Below are 16,301 nucleotides of genomic sequence, written 5' to 3' on the forward strand. Positions count from 1 at the left end.
CGCCCCGGCAATGCGGTAACGCGCGGTGGTTGTCATAAACCTCGGTCAGGCATACTCTAGCGCACCGACAGGGCCGGATACTACCGCGCCGCCAAGCGGCTCACAGGGTTGGAGAACATTATGCCGAGAAGAAGCAAGAACGCCGAGGTTGCCGTAATCGAGTCAAACATCGAGAACCATGTCGCAGGCCGTATCCGGCTGCGTCGTGGACTTCTTGGAATGTCGCAGTCGGACCTTGCCAGAACACTCGGCATCACGTTCCAGCAAGTGCAGAAATATGAGCGCGGATCGAATCGCGTGTCTGTGGGCAAGCTGTTCAGGCTGGCAGAGATACTGGATGTTCCGCTGACCTTTTTCTTTGATGGGTTGGATCTTCCCGGATCGAGCAGTGCGGCAGACGCCCGCAGCGGTGCGGCGGACGAGCAGTCTCCCGTCATCTCCCGCCGGGAGTTGGATGTACTGCGCGCCTGGAAGACCGCTCCGCCCCTCGTGGCCGATGCCATTGCTTCCCTTCTTCGCTCCGTCACGCCCGGCGTGATGGCTGAGCCCGATGAGGAAACCCGGGAACCCCTGATCGCCGGCGTGACCACCCCCGCCCAGGCAGAGCGCGCTCCGGCCATGGTCGAGACGCCGACGCCGAAGCGCCGCGGTCGCCCACCGAAGGCCACGAACATCGAAATGCCGATGAACTCGGCCCGGCGGCGGCGCAATGCTGTCTGGGACCCGTCGGACATCGTACGTGCCGCTCGCGAGAAGAGCTGAGCCTCAGAAGGCTCTACCTACCGGCCAAGACCTGTGAGAGTGACTGGACGGCCCGCCTTTCCCGGCGGGCCGTTTATTTTTGCCGGGCTGTACACGATCCGGCTGCTGAACGCAAAAAGCCGGGCATTGCCCGGCTTCTGGTAAGCAGAAAATGCTTGGAACTGGCGGAGGGGATGGGATTCGAACCCACGATACGGTTTTACCCGTATAACGGTTTAGCAAACCGCCGCCTTCAGCCACTCGGCCACCCCTCCGGCGCGTCGCCGGAGGACATGTACACCGGCGACAGGCCCCGGTGTTTAAGGGGCCGGCGAGGTCTTGTCAATCATTCTGCCACAGCTTCCGGCGGGAAAGTGCTGCTGTAGACCGCAACGGCGTGGAGTGCCGTTCATGCGGCCCTTTTCTTTACGTCAAAATGCCACAATCTGTCAGAGGAATAGGTTATCGGCTCCCGATATGAGCAGGAGATTCTGATGATCCGGAAGTACGCGCCCCGACTTCTCACTGCCGCTGCGGCCACGGCGCTTGCCCTTTCCCTTGGCGTTGCCGCACAGGCGGAAACCTCGCCCGAAACTCCCGCGCCGGAAACGCTGGCCCAGGCGGCCAAACTTGCTCCGGTCGATCATGGTACGTTCGATCAGCTTTTCGTTCGCCCAGGAGCCGATCTGGCCAGCTACCGCCAGGTGGTGATCGCACCGGTCGAAGTCGCCATCCAGCGCGACCGTGACGATCTCGTCCTGGACGACCGTACCGTAAGGCACGCGAAGGAGGAGTTCTCCGAGAAGTTGAACCGCGCCTTCGGGTCCGGCCGTACGGCCGACAGCGCGGGTCCGGGCGTCGCGGTCGTCGAGGTCACCGTGACCGAGTTCACGCCCAACAACCCGCTCGATCCTCGCCGCCGGCCGGGCGGCTTCATCACCCACAGCTATGGTATCGGCGGGGCCGCATTCCAGGCTGTCGTGCGCGATTCGGCGAGCGGTGAGGTTCTTGCCGTGATCGCCGACGCTGATACCGGGCTGCCCCTGACCAGCAATCTGAATGTGCGTACGGAATTCGGCGATGCCGACAGGTTCGTCAGCCGCTGGTCCGAACGGATCGCCGGCCTGTTCAATGCCGGATCGGCAAGCTGAGCCGGGCTTTTCAGAGAAGCCGCCCAGCAAAAGAAAAACCCCCGCGGGAGGCGCCTCCAGCGGGGGTTTTCGTGTCTGCAGCAATCAGCCCTGAAGCTTCTGCTTCAGGATGTCGTTGACCAGGGCCGGGTTGGCCTTGCCCTGAGTGGCGCGCATCACCTGCCCGACGAAGAAGCCGAACAGCTTCTCCTTGCCCGACCGGTACTCCGCCACCTTGTCCTGGTTGGCGGCCATGACGTCTTCGATGGCCTTGTCGATGGCCCCGGTATCGGTGACCTGACGCAGGCCCTTCTTCTCCACGATCACAGCCGGCTTCTCGCCGGTCTCCAGCATTTCGGCGAAGACATCCTTGGCGATGCGGCCAGAAATGGTGTTGTCCGTGACCAGATCGATCAGCCCGCCGAGGTCCTCCGCCGAAATCGGCGACTCGGTGATATCGCGGCCGGTCTTGTTCAACGCGCCCAGCAGATCGCCGATGACATAGTTCGCCGCCATCTTGCCGTCTCGACCGCGTGCCACCTCCTCATAGAAGTCGGCCCGCGCCCGTTCCGCGACCAGGACACCGGCATCATAGGCGTTCAGCCCGTACTCGGACATGAACCGGGCCTTCTTGTCGTCCGGCAGTTCCGGCAGGGTCTGCTTCACCTGCTCCACCCAGCCTTGCTCGAGCACCAGCGGAAGCAGGTCGGGATCGGGGAAGTAGCGATAATCGTGCGCCTCTTCTTTGGAGCGCATGGAGCGGGTGACGCCCTTGTTGGGGTCGTACAGGCGGGTCTCCTGCACGATCTCCCCGCCCTCCTCCAGCACCTCGACCTGGCGCTTGGCCTCGTACTCGATGGCCTGCTGGACGTAGCGGATGGAGTTGACGTTCTTCGTCTCCGTCCGGGTGCCGTAGGGCGCGCCCGGCTTGCGTACCGACACATTGACGTCGCAGCGCATGGAGCCCTCCTCCATGTTGCCGTCGCAGGTGCCGAGATAGCGCAGGATGGTGCGCAGCTTACGCAGGTAGGCTGCCGCCTCTTCCGGGGAGCGCATGTCGGGCCTGGAGACGATCTCCATCAGCGCGACGCCGGCCCGGTTCAGATCCACATAGGTCTTGGTCGGGTGCTGGTCATGCAGCGACTTGCCGGCATCTACCTCAAGGTGGAGCCGCTCGATCCCGACTTCCCGGCTTTCCCCGTCGGGGAGATCGAGAATGATCGTGCCCTCGCCTACGATGGGCTGTTTGTACTGGCTGATCTGGTAGCCGGAGGGCAGGTCCGCATAGAAGTAGTTCTTGCGGTCGAAGACGGAGCGCAGATTGATCTGCGCCTTCAGCCCCAGGCCGGTCTTCACCGCCTGCTCCACGCAGAACTCGTTGATCACCGGCAGCATGCCGGGGAAGCCGGCATCCACGAAGCTGACCTGGCTGTTGGGCGCCGCCCCGAAGGCGGTTGCCGCCCCGCTGAACAGCTTGGCGTTGGAGATGACCTGGGCGTGCACCTCCAGCCCGATCACCACTTCCCACTCGCCCGTCTCGCCTTCGATCCGATAAGCCATGTCGCTCGCACTCACAAATGCGGAAATCCACCCGCCGGTTTTGGCCGGATTCGCCGGAAAGGGCAAGGGGGGAACGGGTCGGCGCCGGTCCGGATCGCAGGCGCCGACGCCAAGCCCCGGTTACTGCCGCTCGATCCGGACCAGCTTCCCATCCGGAGCCGGATCGTCAATCAGGGCATAAAGGGCGCCGTCGGGTCCCTGGACGACATCGCGGGTACGGCCCAGCTCATCCTCCAGCAGCCGCTGCCCGGCCACGATTTTCCCGTCCTCCACATCCAGATGGACGAGGCCGCCGGCGAGCAGCGCCATCACGATGTCGCCCTGCAGGCCGGGGAAGCTGTCCCCCTGGACGAAGGTGATGTCGTTCACCGCCAGCGAGGGGACGAAATACATCTCCGGCTGGACCATGCCCTCCTTCTCCGTCCCCTCGCCGATCTTCAGCCCCATGCCGTAGGTGACGCCATAGGTGATGACCGGCCAGCCATAATTCACGCCGGGGCGGATGATGTTCACCTCGTCGCCGCCCTGCGGCCCATGCTCGCTGGCCCAGAGGGTCCCCGTGCCGGGCTCGAACGCCAGCCCCTGGGGATTGCGGTTGCCGATGGTGAAGACGGCCGGATGATAGCCGTCGCGGCCGACGAATGGATTGTCGTCCGGGATGGAGCCATCGTCATTGATGCGCAGCACAGCGCCCGACGGGTCGGACGGGTCCTGGGCGCGGTCCTGCTGGCCGCGCTCGCCGATGGTGAAATAGAGCTTTCCGTCGGGTCCGAAAGCCATGCGGGAGCCGAAGTGATGGCGGGACGCCACCGTCGTGCCGCGGAAGATCACCTCTCCATCGGTGAAGCGGTCCCCTTGATCCTTGAAGCGGGCGACGACGGTGCGATGCCCGGCCTTCTCCGGGTCCTTCTCCGCATAGGTCAGATAGACCAGCCGGTTCTGCGCATAATCCGGGTGCGGCTTGACGGACAGCAGACCGCCCTGCCCGACCTCCTCGATTTCCGGCAGACCCTGAATCGGCTGTTCGAGCAGCTTGCCATCCTTGATGACCCGCAGATTCCCGGTGCGCTCCGTGACCAGAATGCGGCCATCCGGCATGAAGGCGATGTCCCAGGGATGGTCCAGCCCCTCCGCCACGGTGGTGACCGCCAGCGCGGGACTCGCCTCCGGCTTCGGCAGGGTCTGGAATTCCGGCGGAGCCGCATTGGCCGCAGCCAGACCCGCCGTCAGCGCCAGGGCCGATACCATCACCGAAGCCAGAACCCGCATCACCATATCTCCATTCCGATCAAACCATTGACGGGGAAATAGGATGCCGGGTGCGATCTGTGAAGATGCGACTGGCCCTAAGGGCTGGAGAGGATGGGCTAGTGACGCTTCCACATGGTGACGTGCGGAATGCCGCCGTCATCATATTCCTCACCCTCGCGGACGAAGCCGAACCCCGCATAGAAGCGCTGGAGATGGCTCTGCGCGCCGATCTCGATATCCTGGCCGGGATGGTGCTCCGCCATGAAGCGGAGCCCTTCCGCCACCAGTGCGCGGCCCAGACCGGTACCGCGGCGGGCGGGGCCGATCACGATACGGCCGATGAAGGCCGGCGTCCCGCCAACCGTTCCGCGCGCGCGCAGATAACCGGCCAGCGCGCCGCCGCTGTCATGCACAAGCAGATGGCTGCAGGACTGGTCTTTGCCGTCCAGATCCTGGTAGGCGGAGGCCTGCTCGACGATGAAGACGTTCTGGCGGAAGGCCAGGACATCGTAAAGCTCCGCGGCGCTCATCTCGTCGAAGCTGAGCCAGTGCGCCTTCAGGCCAGGGGCAAGATCGAGGGAAATCGGCATGACAGGTCCTGGGCGGTGTGAATTCCACCGCCCCATAGCACGGCTCCCCGTCAGGGCGTAGCGAGGATGAGGCCGGGCCGGGTGTTCAGGCCTGTTCGCCGCCCGGAAGCCCGACGGCTTCCTTGGCCTTCTTCAGCCCCTCCTGCCCCTTGCTGACGGCTTCCAGAAGGTCCGGCAGCGTTTTCAGCAGGTGCAGCACGCCGAACAACAGCATCCCGTGTGCGCCCTCGATCCGTTCGACATCGCTGACCAGCACCTCTTCCAGCTCCATCAAGGATGTCGCGACAAGGGCGCTGGCGACCACCAGATTGACCAATGGGCTTGAGGAAACTTTTCGAACGAACGCCGCAACCGATGGCATATCCGACTCTCCCTGACCGCGCTTTTGCAGAGAGTTGAATATATCCGATCCGCGATGCCGGAATCACCAAAAGTATTATACCTTTCGATGTCCGCTATTGGTTTCCCTCTGGTTCGGCGGGGGTAGGCTGCTCGGCCGGGGGCTGCTGCTGCCGTCCGCCCAGCACGCCCTGAAGCAGGCCACGTACGGCGTCCTCCGGCTTCGGGGCTGCCGGCTGCTGGGTCTCGGTACCTGTTGGCTGCTGCTGTCCCTGCTGGCCTTGCAGCACATTGCCCAGTGCTCCTCCCAGCCCCTCGCGGAGCGCCTCCGGTGCATCCTTCAGCTTCTCGATGGTCTCCTTGACCTTGGCGGGATCGCGCAGTGCTTCCGTCGCCACGCCCGCCAGATCTGGCTTGAAGCTGAGATCGCTGAAACTGCCCTGCACCAGCACTGGCACCGACAGGCCGGAGCGGTCGGTCGCACCGGTGCCCTGCCCTTCGATGCTGGCGACCAAGCTGGGTACGATGCGCATGTCCACCTGCCGCTCCGGCAGCATCACCTGACCCTTCCCGGCAATGCGAAGCAGCGGGGCCAGCAGGCGCAGATCGTCTGTACGGGCAATGCCGTCGGCGATGGCGACACTGGCGCCCAGCTCGGCGAAGTCGGTCTGCTGCGGTGCGCCGGAGTTGCCGCCTCCGGTCACGGTACGAACCAGCTCGGCGATGTTGATTCCCTTGATGGCGCCGTCGCGGAACAGCAGTTGCGCCTGACCATTCAGCCCGGCCATTATATCGTAGATGCTGGCGCCGATGGTCGTCACGTCAAGGCTGGCCTCCGTTGCGCCGGTCAGACGCTGGAAACCGGCGAACCGCGTCAGCAGAGGCTCCGCCTGCACGCCGTTCACCTGGGCCTTGGCCTGGAAGCCGGGCGTCTGGTTCCGGGCGTTCACCGTCGCCGCACCCTGAACCGTGCCGCCGAAGATTCCCGTCTCGCCCAGATTGGCCGCGAGCCGCCCGTTCTCCAGGTCGATGCCCAGCGTGGTGGCTGAAATCTCCACGCCGGACAGGATAATTCCCGCCAGACTGATGTCCAGGTCGGCATCGGCGCTGTGCAGGGCGGAAAGGTCTATGGGCTCCCGGCTCCATCCTTCGTCGGTTGCCGGCTGATCGCTTGCCGGTGCGGCTTGCTGTTCTTCCGTGGCCGGAGGCGGCAGGAACTTGTCCAGATCGAGGCGGGAGACGGAAATCTGCCCCTTCGCCGCCGGCCGCGCTCCACCCAGCGCGACAGCAAGGTCACCCGTGGCGGTGATATCGTCCGCCTTCAACTCCATTCCCGACAAGGCCACCTGCTCGGTTCCGGCCTGCAGCCGGCCCGTAAGCGCCAACGTTTCCACGGGCAGCGCACCGGGAGCGGTTCCCGTCGCCCACTCCATCAAGGCGGGCAGGCTTTCGATGGCGAGGTTCAGCCCCCCGGCCACTGCGGGGGATGCTGTCTGCCCCTGCGCCGGCATGTTCAGCTTGCCATCCAGGGACAGGTTGGCCCCGCTTGCCCGCAACGCCGTCCGCAATGCCGCTTCGCCGCCCTGCATCAGGACGGAGGCCGGGGCGACATTCGCCTCCAGCTCCACCGGACGTCCGTCGAGCCGCAGCGAAGCCGTCGCCTGCAACGGCTCGGCCAGACTTTCCAGCGACAGGACCACATCCACGTCCTCCGCCGTGCGGCTCATCCCGCTGGCTTTGTCGGTGTAGCTGACCCGCCCGTCCACGATCTCCACATCGCCGAGTTGGAGTTCAGACAGGGTGGTTCCGCCTTCCTGCTGCGGCTCCGCCTGCTGGGGCATGACGTCCCAGTTCGCTTGACCTTGGGCGTCCTTCACCAGATTGATCTGCGGCCGCATAAGCACGAACCGATCGACCTGGACGTTTCCGGAGATCAGCGGCCACAAGGCAAGGCGTAGTTCCAGCGCCTCCAGCGCCAGCAGATCCTCGCCCCCCTCGAACCCCTGGAACCGGACATTCTCCGCATTCACTGAAAGATTCGGGATGACGGAGACATCCACCGGTCCGGCGATGGTCAGCTCCCGTCCCGTCATTTCGCGCACCTGCTGTTCCACCCGCGCGACGATGGTTTCCGTCGGGATCAGGAACGGCAGCAGCACGACGGCTGCAACCAGGATGACAACGATGGCCAGGAGGGCGATCAGAAGCTTTTTCATAGCGGATCGGAGCCTTTCCGGTTTGCTGCACCGGGATAGGTCGTCCTATCGGCGCTGGAAGGCAAGCCTGAAAGGCCGGCGCGCATGGCGCATACCCGTCTGGAACCCCGGCCGGAAAGGCGCTATATCCGTTGATATATTGCCCTCTGCGCCGCTGGCCGGAGTGCTGTGACAAGGCGGGTCCGCCACGGCCCACCTGCGAGGAGGATGCATGGCGAGTGCCGACGGCAGCGTTCTGGCCCCGACGAAGCCCCTGATCGACCCGTTCGGCCGGGCCATCACCTATGTCCGCGTTTCGGTCACCGACCGTTGCGACTTCCGCTGCGTCTACTGCATGTCGGAGCATATGTCCTTCCTGCCGAAGGCGGAGATTCTGAGCCTGGAGGAGCTGGACCGGCTGTGCAGCGCCTTTGTCCGGATGGGCACACGCAAGCTCCGCCTGACGGGAGGGGAGCCGCTGGTACGGCGGGACATCATGACCCTGATCCGCTCACTGGGCCGGCACCTGAAGACCGGCGACCTGGATGAGCTGACCCTGACCACCAATGGCAGCCAACTCGCCAAATATGCGGATGAGCTCCGCGCGGCCGGTGTCCGCCGGATCAATGTCAGCATCGATACCCTGGACCCGGCCAAGTTCGCCGAGGTCACCCGCTGGGGCCGCCTGCCCCAGGTGCTGGACGGGCTGGAAGCGGCGAAGCGGGCGGGCCTGGAAGTCAAGATCAACGCCGTTGCGCTGAAGGGCGTCAATGACGGGGAAATTCATGACATGGTCGCGTGGTGCGGCCAACAGGGATTCGACCTGACCTTCATCGAGGTCATGCCGCTGGGCGACATCGACGGAAATGGCGGGGCGGAGACACGTGCCGACCAGTTCTATTCCCTGGGCGAGCTGCGCCGCGATCTGGAGAGCCGATGGACCCTGCGGGAGACCGACTACCGCACCGGCGGCCCGGCCCGGTACGCGCGGGTCGAGGAGACCGGCCGCCGAATCGGCTTCATCACGCCGCTGACCCATAATTTCTGCGAAAGCTGCAACCGGGTGCGCGTGACCTGCACCGGCACCATGTTCATGTGCCTGGGCCAGGAGGATGCGGCCGACCTGCGGGCCCCGCTCCGCGCCAGTGGGGACGACGCGCAGCTGATCCAAGCCATCGAGGAAGCCATCGGCCGCAAGCCGAAGGGCCACGACTTCATCATCGACCGCGCCCGCAAGGGACCTGCCGTGGGCCGGCATATGAGCGTGACAGGCGGCTGATCCGGGCGGACCATCCCCGCCCAAACGCCCCATATCCCGCCTCCCCCGCTTCGGCTAGAGTTCCGTTCCATGCCGGACCGCAACACGCCATTGGGCAGCCCGCCGCCCGCCCCGGAGCCTCAGCCGACCCGCTGGGCCGACCGGCCGGCGCTCGCTTTCGTTTCCTCCGACGCGGTGGACGCCCGGACGGCAAGGACCCGGCTGGAACGGCGCTACCACGGGGTGGAGCCGGATCAGGCCGACGTGATCGTAGCGCTCGGAGGCGACGGGTTCCTGCTGGAGACGCTGCACCGGCATCTTCCCCACATGCGGCCGGTCTACGGCATGAACCGCGGCAGTGTCGGCTTTCTGCTGAACGAATTCAGCGAGGAAGGGCTGATCGACCGGATCGCCCGGGCGCAGCGCGTCTGCCTCAATCCCCTGCGGATGATGGCCACGACCCAGCACGGGGTGCATGAAGGGCTGGCCTTCAACGAGGTGTCCCTGCTGCGCCAGACCCGACAGGCGGCGAAGCTGCGCATCAGCGTGGACGGGGTGGTGCGGCTGCCGGAATTGACCTGCGACGGGGCCCTGGTCTCCACCCCGGCCGGCAGTACGGCCTATAACCTCTCCGCCCACGGGCCGATCCTGCCGCTGGGGGCGGGAATTCTGGCCCTTACCCCGATCAGCGCCTTCCGGCCGCGTCGTTGGCGCGGAGCCCTGCTCCCGCATGCCGCGCGCATCGTCTTTGAAGTCCAGGAACCGGCAAAGCGCCCGGTCAGCGCCGTCGCCGACTTCACCGAAGTCCGCGACGTGCTGAGGGTGGAGGTGTTCGAAGACCGCAATATCTGCTCCACCATCCTGTTCGATCCGGAGATGAACCTGGAGGAGCGGATATTGAAGGAGCAGTTCGCGCCGTAGCCGCGCCTACTCCGCGGCGGCCCGGCTCAGCACCCTTTCCCGCGCATAGATGCCGATGCGCCGCACCAGTTCGGTCAGGTTCCGGCGCAAGGGCTCGAAACCGTCGTGCTTCTCCAGCGTCTCCTCATCCATGTAGAGCCGGCGGCAGACTTCGACCTGGAGACTGTGCATTCCCTCCGCCGGGTTGGAGTAGCGGCGTACCAGCTCCACCCCCTTGTAGGGGTCGTTCAGCTTCACCCGGTAGCCCATGGAGCGGAGCTGTTCCGCTACGAAGCGGGTGAAGTGCGGGTCGCAAGTGGTGCCGTCACGGTCGCCCAGCACGAAATCCACCCGGTGCTCCGGCCAGTCGCCGGGGCCGGACAGGCAGGGCATGGAGTGGCAGTCCAGATGCCAGACCACGCCGAACCGGTCCCGCACGCGGGAGATCATGCCGGCCAGTTCCTCATGGTAAGGACGCCAGTAGCGTTCAATCCGCGCCGCGACCTGGGCGGAGGTGAGCTTACCGTCATACATCGGCATGCCCGGCCGGCAGAGCGTGCGGACCAGCCCCATGCCCAGCCGGCTTTTCTCCGACGGGTTCAGACGGCCCGGAAAGGGATCGGCCAGCAAGGCGGGATCAATATCGTCCTCGGCCCTGTTCACATCGAGGAAGCTGCGGGGAAAGAGCGCGCAGAGCAGAGCGGCGCCGTGGTCCGGCGCCAGCCCGAACAGCTCGTCCACATGCGTGTCCTCCGCCTGCCGCAAAAGGGCCAGCGGACAGATGAAGTCGAATTCGGGGGGATATTTGGTGCCGCTGTGGGGGCTGTCCAAAACAACCGGCACCGGCTCACCGACTGGATCATGTCGGATCAGGACGTCGTCGATCACCAAACTCATAGGCTCGCTGCTCCGCCAAGTCGGCCGGCGAACTCCGGCAGCGCTTCCTCTCCTGGTCGAGCGTTCATCGGCCCAAACCGGAACCGTCGTCACTGACCGTTTATCGTTCCATCACAAAACCGTATACAAGCCGGCGCGGCAGCCGTCGACAAAAACCATGCTGCGCGGCATCCTGCCGCCGCCGCGCAGGATGGCTGCGGAATTCGCATACGGCGTGAGGAAAGGACCGGTGGATTGGGCTCCGATCCCGTAGAGCTGATTGCCCCTGACATCGCCGATCACCGGGTCGGCAATATCGGCGTGCGTTATGTCACAAGCTTTGAGGCCGGCATGCCCGGCCCGCATGTGGTGCTGAACGCCCTGATGCATGGAAACGAGCTGTGCGGGGCCATTGTGCTGGACCGCTTCCTGCGGGGCGGGCTGCGGCCCCGGCGCGGCCGGCTGACTTTCGCCTTCAGCAACGTCGCCGCATATCTTTCCTTCGATCCGTCCATCCCCACGGCATCCCGGTTCGTGGAGGAGGACATGAATCGCGTCTGGGGCACTGACGCCCTGGAAGGCGCCCGTGAAAGCGTGGAGCTGCGGCGGGCGCGGGAGCTGTGGCCGGTATTCGAAACCGCCGATCTGCTGCTGGACATCCACTCCATGCAGAACCGAACCGCGCCGCTGATGCTGTGCGGCAGTTCCGCGCGCGGACGCGAGCTTGCGTTCAGGGTCGGTTTCCCCGGATGGATCATTGCCGATGGCGGGCATGCCGCGGGCAAGCGGCTGATCGACCATGACCGCTTTTCAGCGCCGGACGGCACCGCCGCGGCTATCCTGGCGGAGTGCGGACAACATTGGCAGGCCGGAACCGATGAGGTGGCGATGGAGACCGCCCTGCGCTTCCTGCTGGCGGCCGGGACCATCGCCCCTGTGGATGCCGAACACTACCTCTCCGCCCTGCCGCCTGCGCCGCCGCCGCGGGTGGTGGAGATCACCGACGCCGTGACGGTCGATACCGACCGATTCGAGTTCGTGGAGCCTTATGACGGCATGGAACTGATACCGCACGCGGGAACCCTGATCGCCATCGATGGCGCGCGGGAAGTCCGCACGCCGCATGACGACTGCCTGCTGATCATGCCGTGCCGCCGGTTGAAGCCGGGGCAGACGGCGGTCCGGCTGGGCCGGATCGTGGCATGAGCCCGCGGGATACCGGCTCCGCCCCCGCACAGCAGCCTTCCAGAACTTCATGGCGCCGCCGGGTGGACTGGCGGGGACTGGCGCTTGCGCTGGGATTGGGCACGGCCGGCGGCGTGCTGTTCTTCAAGCTGCATGTGCCGCTGGCCTTCATGATCGGCTCCATGGTGTTCACCACCGCGGCCGCGATGGCGGGCCTGCCCGTATCGGTCCCGAAGAAGCTGCGGGCATCCATGGTTGCCATACTCGGCATCATGCTGGGCAGCTCCTTCACGCCGGAGCTGCTCGGCCGTCTGGGCGAGTGGCAGCTCAGCCTTGCCGGACTGCTGGTCTATGTGGCGGTGGCGGCCCTGGTGGGGCTGGCCTATCTGCGGCTGGTGGCCCGCTACGACCCGGTGACCTCCTACTTCGCCGCCATGCCGGGCGGCTTCAACGAGATGGTGCTGATGGGGGGCGCCATGGGCGGGGACGACCGGACCATCGCCCTGAACCATTCCCTTCGCATCCTGATGGTGGTTCTGCTGGTCCCCATTGCCTTCCAGCACCTGCCAGGGTTCGAGACGCAGGCGCGGGACTGGAGCCTGAACAGCCTGGGACCGGCTCTGGGAGCGCTGCCTCCGGCCGACTGGCTGCTGCTGGCCGCCTGCGGCGTCATCGGCGCGCCGGTGGCGCAGAGGTTGGGGATTCCGGCCGGACTGCTGGTCGGACCGATGCTGTTGAGCGCGGCCATCCACCTTTCCGGCCTCACGGCCGGCAAGCCGCCGGGTCTGGTCGTCGCCTCGGCGCAGGTGGTGGTGGGGGCGGCCATCGGCTGCCGCTTCGCCGGGCTGGCGCTCGGCCGGATTCTGCGCACGGCGCTGGTCGCGGCGGGGCTGACGCTGGTGCTGCTGACGGTGACTGTTGCCGTGGCCTTCCTTGTCCATACGGCGACGGGACTGGACCTCGCCGCGCTGATCCTGGCCTATGCGCCGGGCGGGTTGGCGGAAATGAGCCTTGTGGCGCTGTCTCTCCAGGCCGACCCGGCCTTCGTCGCTACCCACCACATCGTGCGCATCATCCTGGTGGTGATCCTGGCTCCCGCCGCTTTCCGCCTGTGGCACCGGCGCGCGCAACGGCTGAAGGCGGAAGCGCGCGGACGGGACAAGGGGTGAAGGCGGCGAACCGGTCGGCGGCGTCAGCTCGGCTTGCCGTTCTTCCAGGTTGGCTGAGCGGCGAAGAGCGGAACGCTGGAAATCGCCATCTTGGCCGAGGCTTCGGTCACTTGGCGGCTGTAGATCACATAAACCAGCGTGTCGTTGGTCTTGTCATAGATCCGGCGCACGGCCAGGGCCTTGAAGACCAGACTCTTGCGCTCGGAGAACACCTCCTCTCCGCTCTTGCCCGTCTCTATGTCGCCGATGACGATCGGACCGGTCTGACGGCAGGCGATGGAGGCGTTCGACGGGTCCTCGAACCAGTTGCCCTTGCGCAGCCGATCGATCACCGACCGGTCGAAATGGACGATGTGGCAGGTAACGCCGTCCACCTCCGGGTCCTCCATGGCGATGACCTTGAGTTCGTTTCCGGTCCAGTCGTTGCTGAACTCCCCGACCTCCTCCTGTGCGGCGGCAGGCACTGCCGCTGAGAATGCCAGCAGGCAGGCGGAGACAAGGGCGGCGGCCGTCTTGACGAGGTGCATGAGACTATCCCGAAGAACATGTTGTCCTGATGCTTAGCTGGCTCTTTCCGGCACAGGCTGCAAGCGTCCCCTGCCCGCCGCTCCCGAACAAACACGCCCCCTTGCTGTTTTCTGTTCGAACCGCGACAGGAAGAAAACGAGGAATGGCCGAGCGCACTGCAGTGGAGCGGACCTTCGCCGAGGCGAAGGAGGAGCAGAAGCACTTGGCCCCCCATGATCCGGCCAAGGTGCAGAAAATCTGTCTCCTGATCCTCGTCGGCCTAGCGGTGATGTACACGCTGTACTTCGCCCAGGATGTCCTGCTGCCCGTGTTCCTGGCGTTTCTGCTAAGCCTTCTACTCCGCGGTCCGGTGAAGGCGCTGCACCGTCTGAAGCTGGCCGAGCCGGTGGCGGCTGTGCTGGTGATGCTGGGTCTGATCGGCGCCGTCGGGGCCGGCGTGGCCGCCGTAGCTGAACCTGCCGTACAATGGGTCGAGCGTGCGCCGACGGTGCTGGCGGAATTGGGCGAAAAGCTCAAGGATCTGCAACAGGGACTTGCCCAGGCCCGTGAGGCGACCCAGCAACTGCAGCAGATGACGGGGGCTGACGAACAGCCGACGGAGGTGGTGGTCCAGGGACCGAATCTGGCTGATGAAATCCTGACCCAGACCCAGATGGTGATCGCCCAGACATTGCTGGTGATCGCCCTGACCTTCTTCTTTCTGGCCTTCGGCCGCCATACGCTGGAAAGCGTGATCCGCTCCCTGCCCAATGTTCAGGACCGGCTGCATCTGGTGGATATCGTCAACACGGTGCAGATCAACATCTCCACCTATCTGCTGACCGTAACGGGCATCAATCTGTGCCTGGGGATTGTTGCCGCCGGCATGTTCTGGCTGATGGACGTGCCGAACCCGCTGTTGTGGGGGATGGTAGCCGGCCTGCTGAACTTCATCCCCTATCTGGGATCGGCCTGCACGGCCCTGATCCTGGCCGTGGTCTGCCTGCTGACCTTCGACGACTGGGTGCGGATGCTTGCCCCGCCGCTGGGCTTCATGTTGCTGACCGCATTCGAGGGGAACTTCATCACGCCCACTGTGATCGGCAAGCGCCTGACGCTGAATCCGATCTTCGTTTTCAGCACGGTGCTGTTCTGGGGCTGGCTGTGGGGCGTTCCCGGCGCGCTGCTGGCAGTGCCGATCCTGGCGGTGTTCAAGATTCTCTGCGACGCCACCCCGCAGTTGCGGACGCTGGGCGCCTTGATGGGCTGAAGAAATTCATCCTTTCGGTTGAGGATCATCTCCCGCTTCCGTCGTGCATACCCTATATCTGATAGAGGTATGCTTGTTATCGATCAGGGAGAGGGGAATGGAGCCGTTCAGCATGTTTGTGGTTGCCATCGCGGTTTTCGCGGTGGTCCTGCTGCTGTTGGGGGTCAAGACGGTTCCACAGGGCCGGGAATACACGGTGGAGAGGTTCGGCCGGTATACCCACACCCTCCGGCCGGGGCTGCATTTCATCGTACCGGTGGTCGACAGGATCGGCGCCAGGTTGAACATGATGGAAACCGTGCTGGACGTGCCGAGCCAGGAGGTCATCACCAAGGACAACGCCATGGTGACCGTCGACGGCGTGGTCTTCTTCCAGGTGCTGGACGCCGCCCGGGCCGCTTATGAGGTGAACCAGCTTCAACTCGCCATCCTGAACCTGACCATGACCAACGTCCGCACAGTCATGGGCTCCATGGACCTGGATGAGCTCCTGTCCCAGCGGGACAAGATCAACACCCAGCTTCTGCATGTGGTGGACGATGCGACCCAGCCCTGGGGCGTGAAGGTCACCCGCATCGAAATCCGCGACATCCAGCCGCCGCGTGACCTGGTGGACAGCATGGCCCGCCAGATGAAGGCGGAGCGTGACCGCCGCGCCGTGATCCTGGAAGCGGAGGGGCTGCGGCAGGCAGCCATCCTGAAGGCGGAGGGCGAGAAGCGGGCCGCCATCCTGGAGGCGGAGGGCCGGCGCGAAGCCTCATTCCGCGATGCCGAGGCCCGCGAGCGCGAGGCGGAGGCGGAAGCCGCGGCGACCCGCATGGTGTCCGACGCCATCGCCGGGGGCAATGTGCAGGCCATCAACTACTTCGTGGCCCAGCGCTATGTCGAGACCATGGCCGAGTTCGCCAAGAGCCCCAACCAGAAGATTCTCTTCATGCCGATGGAATCCAGCAGCATCATCGGTGCGCTGGGCGGCATCGCGGAGATCGCGCGCGACGCCTTCCCGTCCGGCGGCGGATCGGGTGGAAGCGGTTCGGGCGGCACCCCGCCTTCAGGCGCCCCGCGGCCCCGTCCGCAACCGCCGGCCCCGGCCCCGTCCCCTGGGCCGCCGCTGGGGATGATGACTCGCTGCCCGACCTGCCCGCTGCAGACCGCTGACCGCCGGACTTTCGGAAGGAGCCCCCATGGAGCCGCTCGATATCGCCTTCTGGCACTGGTGGGTCGGTGCCGTGATCCTGGCGCTGGTGGAGATGTTCGTTCCGGGCGCAGCCCTGATCTGGCTGGGACTGGCGGCGGGAGCCACCGGACTGGCGCTGCTTATGATGCCTGA

15 protein-coding genes and 1 tRNA gene are annotated in these 16,301 nt (G+C 65.4%); 8 read left to right on the forward strand and 8 right to left on the reverse strand.

Annotated elements, in window-relative coordinates:
* Positions 1-108: 108 nt before the first annotated feature.
* The gene (locus DOL89_RS08540; RefSeq protein ID WP_119678762.1) at positions 109-762 is read left to right on the forward strand and encodes a helix-turn-helix domain-containing protein; all 654 of its coding nucleotides are present in this window, start codon (positions 109-111) and stop codon (positions 760-762) included.
* A 162-nt stretch (positions 763-924) separates the two neighbouring features.
* Here the strand turns inward: DOL89_RS08540 and DOL89_RS08545 are convergent.
* Positions 925-1,016, reverse strand: a tRNA-Ser gene (locus tag DOL89_RS08545).
* A 219-nt stretch (positions 1,017-1,235) separates the two neighbouring features.
* Between DOL89_RS08545 and DOL89_RS08550 the strand changes: the two genes are divergently transcribed.
* Positions 1,236-1,892 (forward strand): DUF3313 family protein, encoded by a 657-nt coding sequence (locus tag DOL89_RS08550; protein ID WP_119678763.1) that lies wholly within the window; start codon positions 1,236-1,238, stop codon positions 1,890-1,892.
* An 84-nt stretch (positions 1,893-1,976) separates the two neighbouring features.
* Here DOL89_RS08550 and gatB read toward each other — a convergent pair whose 3' ends face one another.
* The 5 genes from gatB to DOL89_RS08575 all read right to left on the reverse strand — a co-directional run bounded on the left by gatB (position 1,977) and on the right by DOL89_RS08575 (position 7,827).
* The gene (gene gatB / locus DOL89_RS08555) at positions 1,977-3,431 is read right to left on the reverse strand and encodes an Asp-tRNA(Asn)/Glu-tRNA(Gln) amidotransferase subunit GatB (protein WP_119678764.1); all 1,455 of its coding nucleotides are present in this window, start codon (positions 3,429-3,431) and stop codon (positions 1,977-1,979) included.
* A 120-nt stretch (positions 3,432-3,551) separates the two neighbouring features.
* The gene (locus tag DOL89_RS08560) at positions 3,552-4,700 is read right to left on the reverse strand and encodes a PQQ-dependent sugar dehydrogenase (protein WP_119680328.1); all 1,149 of its coding nucleotides are present in this window, start codon (positions 4,698-4,700) and stop codon (positions 3,552-3,554) included.
* A 98-nt stretch (positions 4,701-4,798) separates the two neighbouring features.
* Positions 4,799-5,272 (reverse strand): GNAT family N-acetyltransferase, encoded by a 474-nt coding sequence (locus tag DOL89_RS08565; protein ID WP_119678765.1) that lies wholly within the window; start codon positions 5,270-5,272, stop codon positions 4,799-4,801.
* An 85-nt stretch (positions 5,273-5,357) separates the two neighbouring features.
* Positions 5,358-5,633, reverse strand: coding sequence for a hypothetical protein (locus tag DOL89_RS08570; RefSeq protein ID WP_162937402.1), 276 nt, complete (start codon positions 5,631-5,633; stop codon positions 5,358-5,360).
* Positions 5,634-5,727: 94 nt separating this feature from the next.
* On the reverse strand, positions 5,728-7,827 hold the full coding sequence (locus DOL89_RS08575; protein ID WP_119678767.1) for an AsmA family protein: 2,100 nt from the start codon (positions 7,825-7,827) through the stop codon (positions 5,728-5,730).
* 211 nt (positions 7,828-8,038) lie between these two features.
* Here DOL89_RS08575 and moaA point away from each other — a divergent pair, with 211 nt between their 5' ends.
* Entirely contained in the window at positions 8,039-9,085 is a 1,047-nt protein-coding gene (gene moaA, locus DOL89_RS08580; RefSeq protein WP_119678768.1) for a GTP 3',8-cyclase MoaA, read from the forward strand.
* 69 nt (positions 9,086-9,154) lie between these two features.
* Positions 9,155-9,985, forward strand: a complete 831-nt coding sequence (locus tag DOL89_RS08585) for an NAD kinase (protein WP_119678769.1) — start codon at positions 9,155-9,157, stop codon at positions 9,983-9,985.
* 6 nt (positions 9,986-9,991) lie between these two features.
* On the opposite strand, the gene DOL89_RS08590 is transcribed toward DOL89_RS08585, so the two are convergent.
* Positions 9,992-10,861 carry an N-formylglutamate amidohydrolase gene (locus tag DOL89_RS08590; RefSeq protein WP_119678770.1) on the reverse strand — a complete coding sequence of 290 codons (870 nt, stop codon included), beginning with the start codon at positions 10,859-10,861 and terminating at the stop codon, positions 9,992-9,994.
* 234 nt (positions 10,862-11,095) lie between these two features.
* Here DOL89_RS08590 and DOL89_RS08595 point away from each other — a divergent pair, with 234 nt between their 5' ends.
* Together DOL89_RS08595 and DOL89_RS08600 are read left to right on the forward strand one after the other, a co-directional pair.
* A complete protein-coding gene (locus tag DOL89_RS08595; protein ID WP_225889732.1) occupies positions 11,096-12,046 on the forward strand; it encodes a M14 family metallopeptidase in 951 nt (316 codons plus the stop codon).
* On the forward strand, positions 12,043-13,194 hold the full coding sequence (locus DOL89_RS08600) for an AbrB family transcriptional regulator (RefSeq protein WP_119678771.1): 1,152 nt from the start codon (positions 12,043-12,045) through the stop codon (positions 13,192-13,194). Before DOL89_RS08595 ends, DOL89_RS08600 begins: the two co-directional genes overlap by 4 nt.
* Positions 13,195-13,217: 23 nt before the next feature.
* On the opposite strand, the gene DOL89_RS08605 is transcribed toward DOL89_RS08600, so the two are convergent.
* Positions 13,218-13,721: a CreA family protein gene (locus DOL89_RS08605; protein ID WP_119678772.1), complete on the reverse strand. Its 504-nt coding sequence runs from the start codon at positions 13,719-13,721 to the stop codon at positions 13,218-13,220.
* 143 nt (positions 13,722-13,864) lie between these two features.
* Here DOL89_RS08605 and DOL89_RS08610 point away from each other — a divergent pair, with 143 nt between their 5' ends.
* Together DOL89_RS08610 and DOL89_RS08615 are read left to right on the forward strand one after the other, a co-directional pair.
* Entirely contained in the window at positions 13,865-14,971 is a 1,107-nt protein-coding gene (locus DOL89_RS08610; protein ID WP_119678773.1) for an AI-2E family transporter, read from the forward strand.
* Positions 14,972-15,068: 97 nt separating this feature from the next.
* Positions 15,069-16,301 carry an SPFH domain-containing protein gene (locus tag DOL89_RS08615; protein WP_225889733.1) on the forward strand — a complete coding sequence of 411 codons (1,233 nt, stop codon included), beginning with the start codon at positions 15,069-15,071 and terminating at the stop codon, positions 16,299-16,301.

Source organism: Indioceanicola profundi (genome assembly GCF_003568845.1).
Classification (GTDB): Bacteria; Pseudomonadota; Alphaproteobacteria; order Azospirillales; family Azospirillaceae; genus Indioceanicola; species Indioceanicola profundi.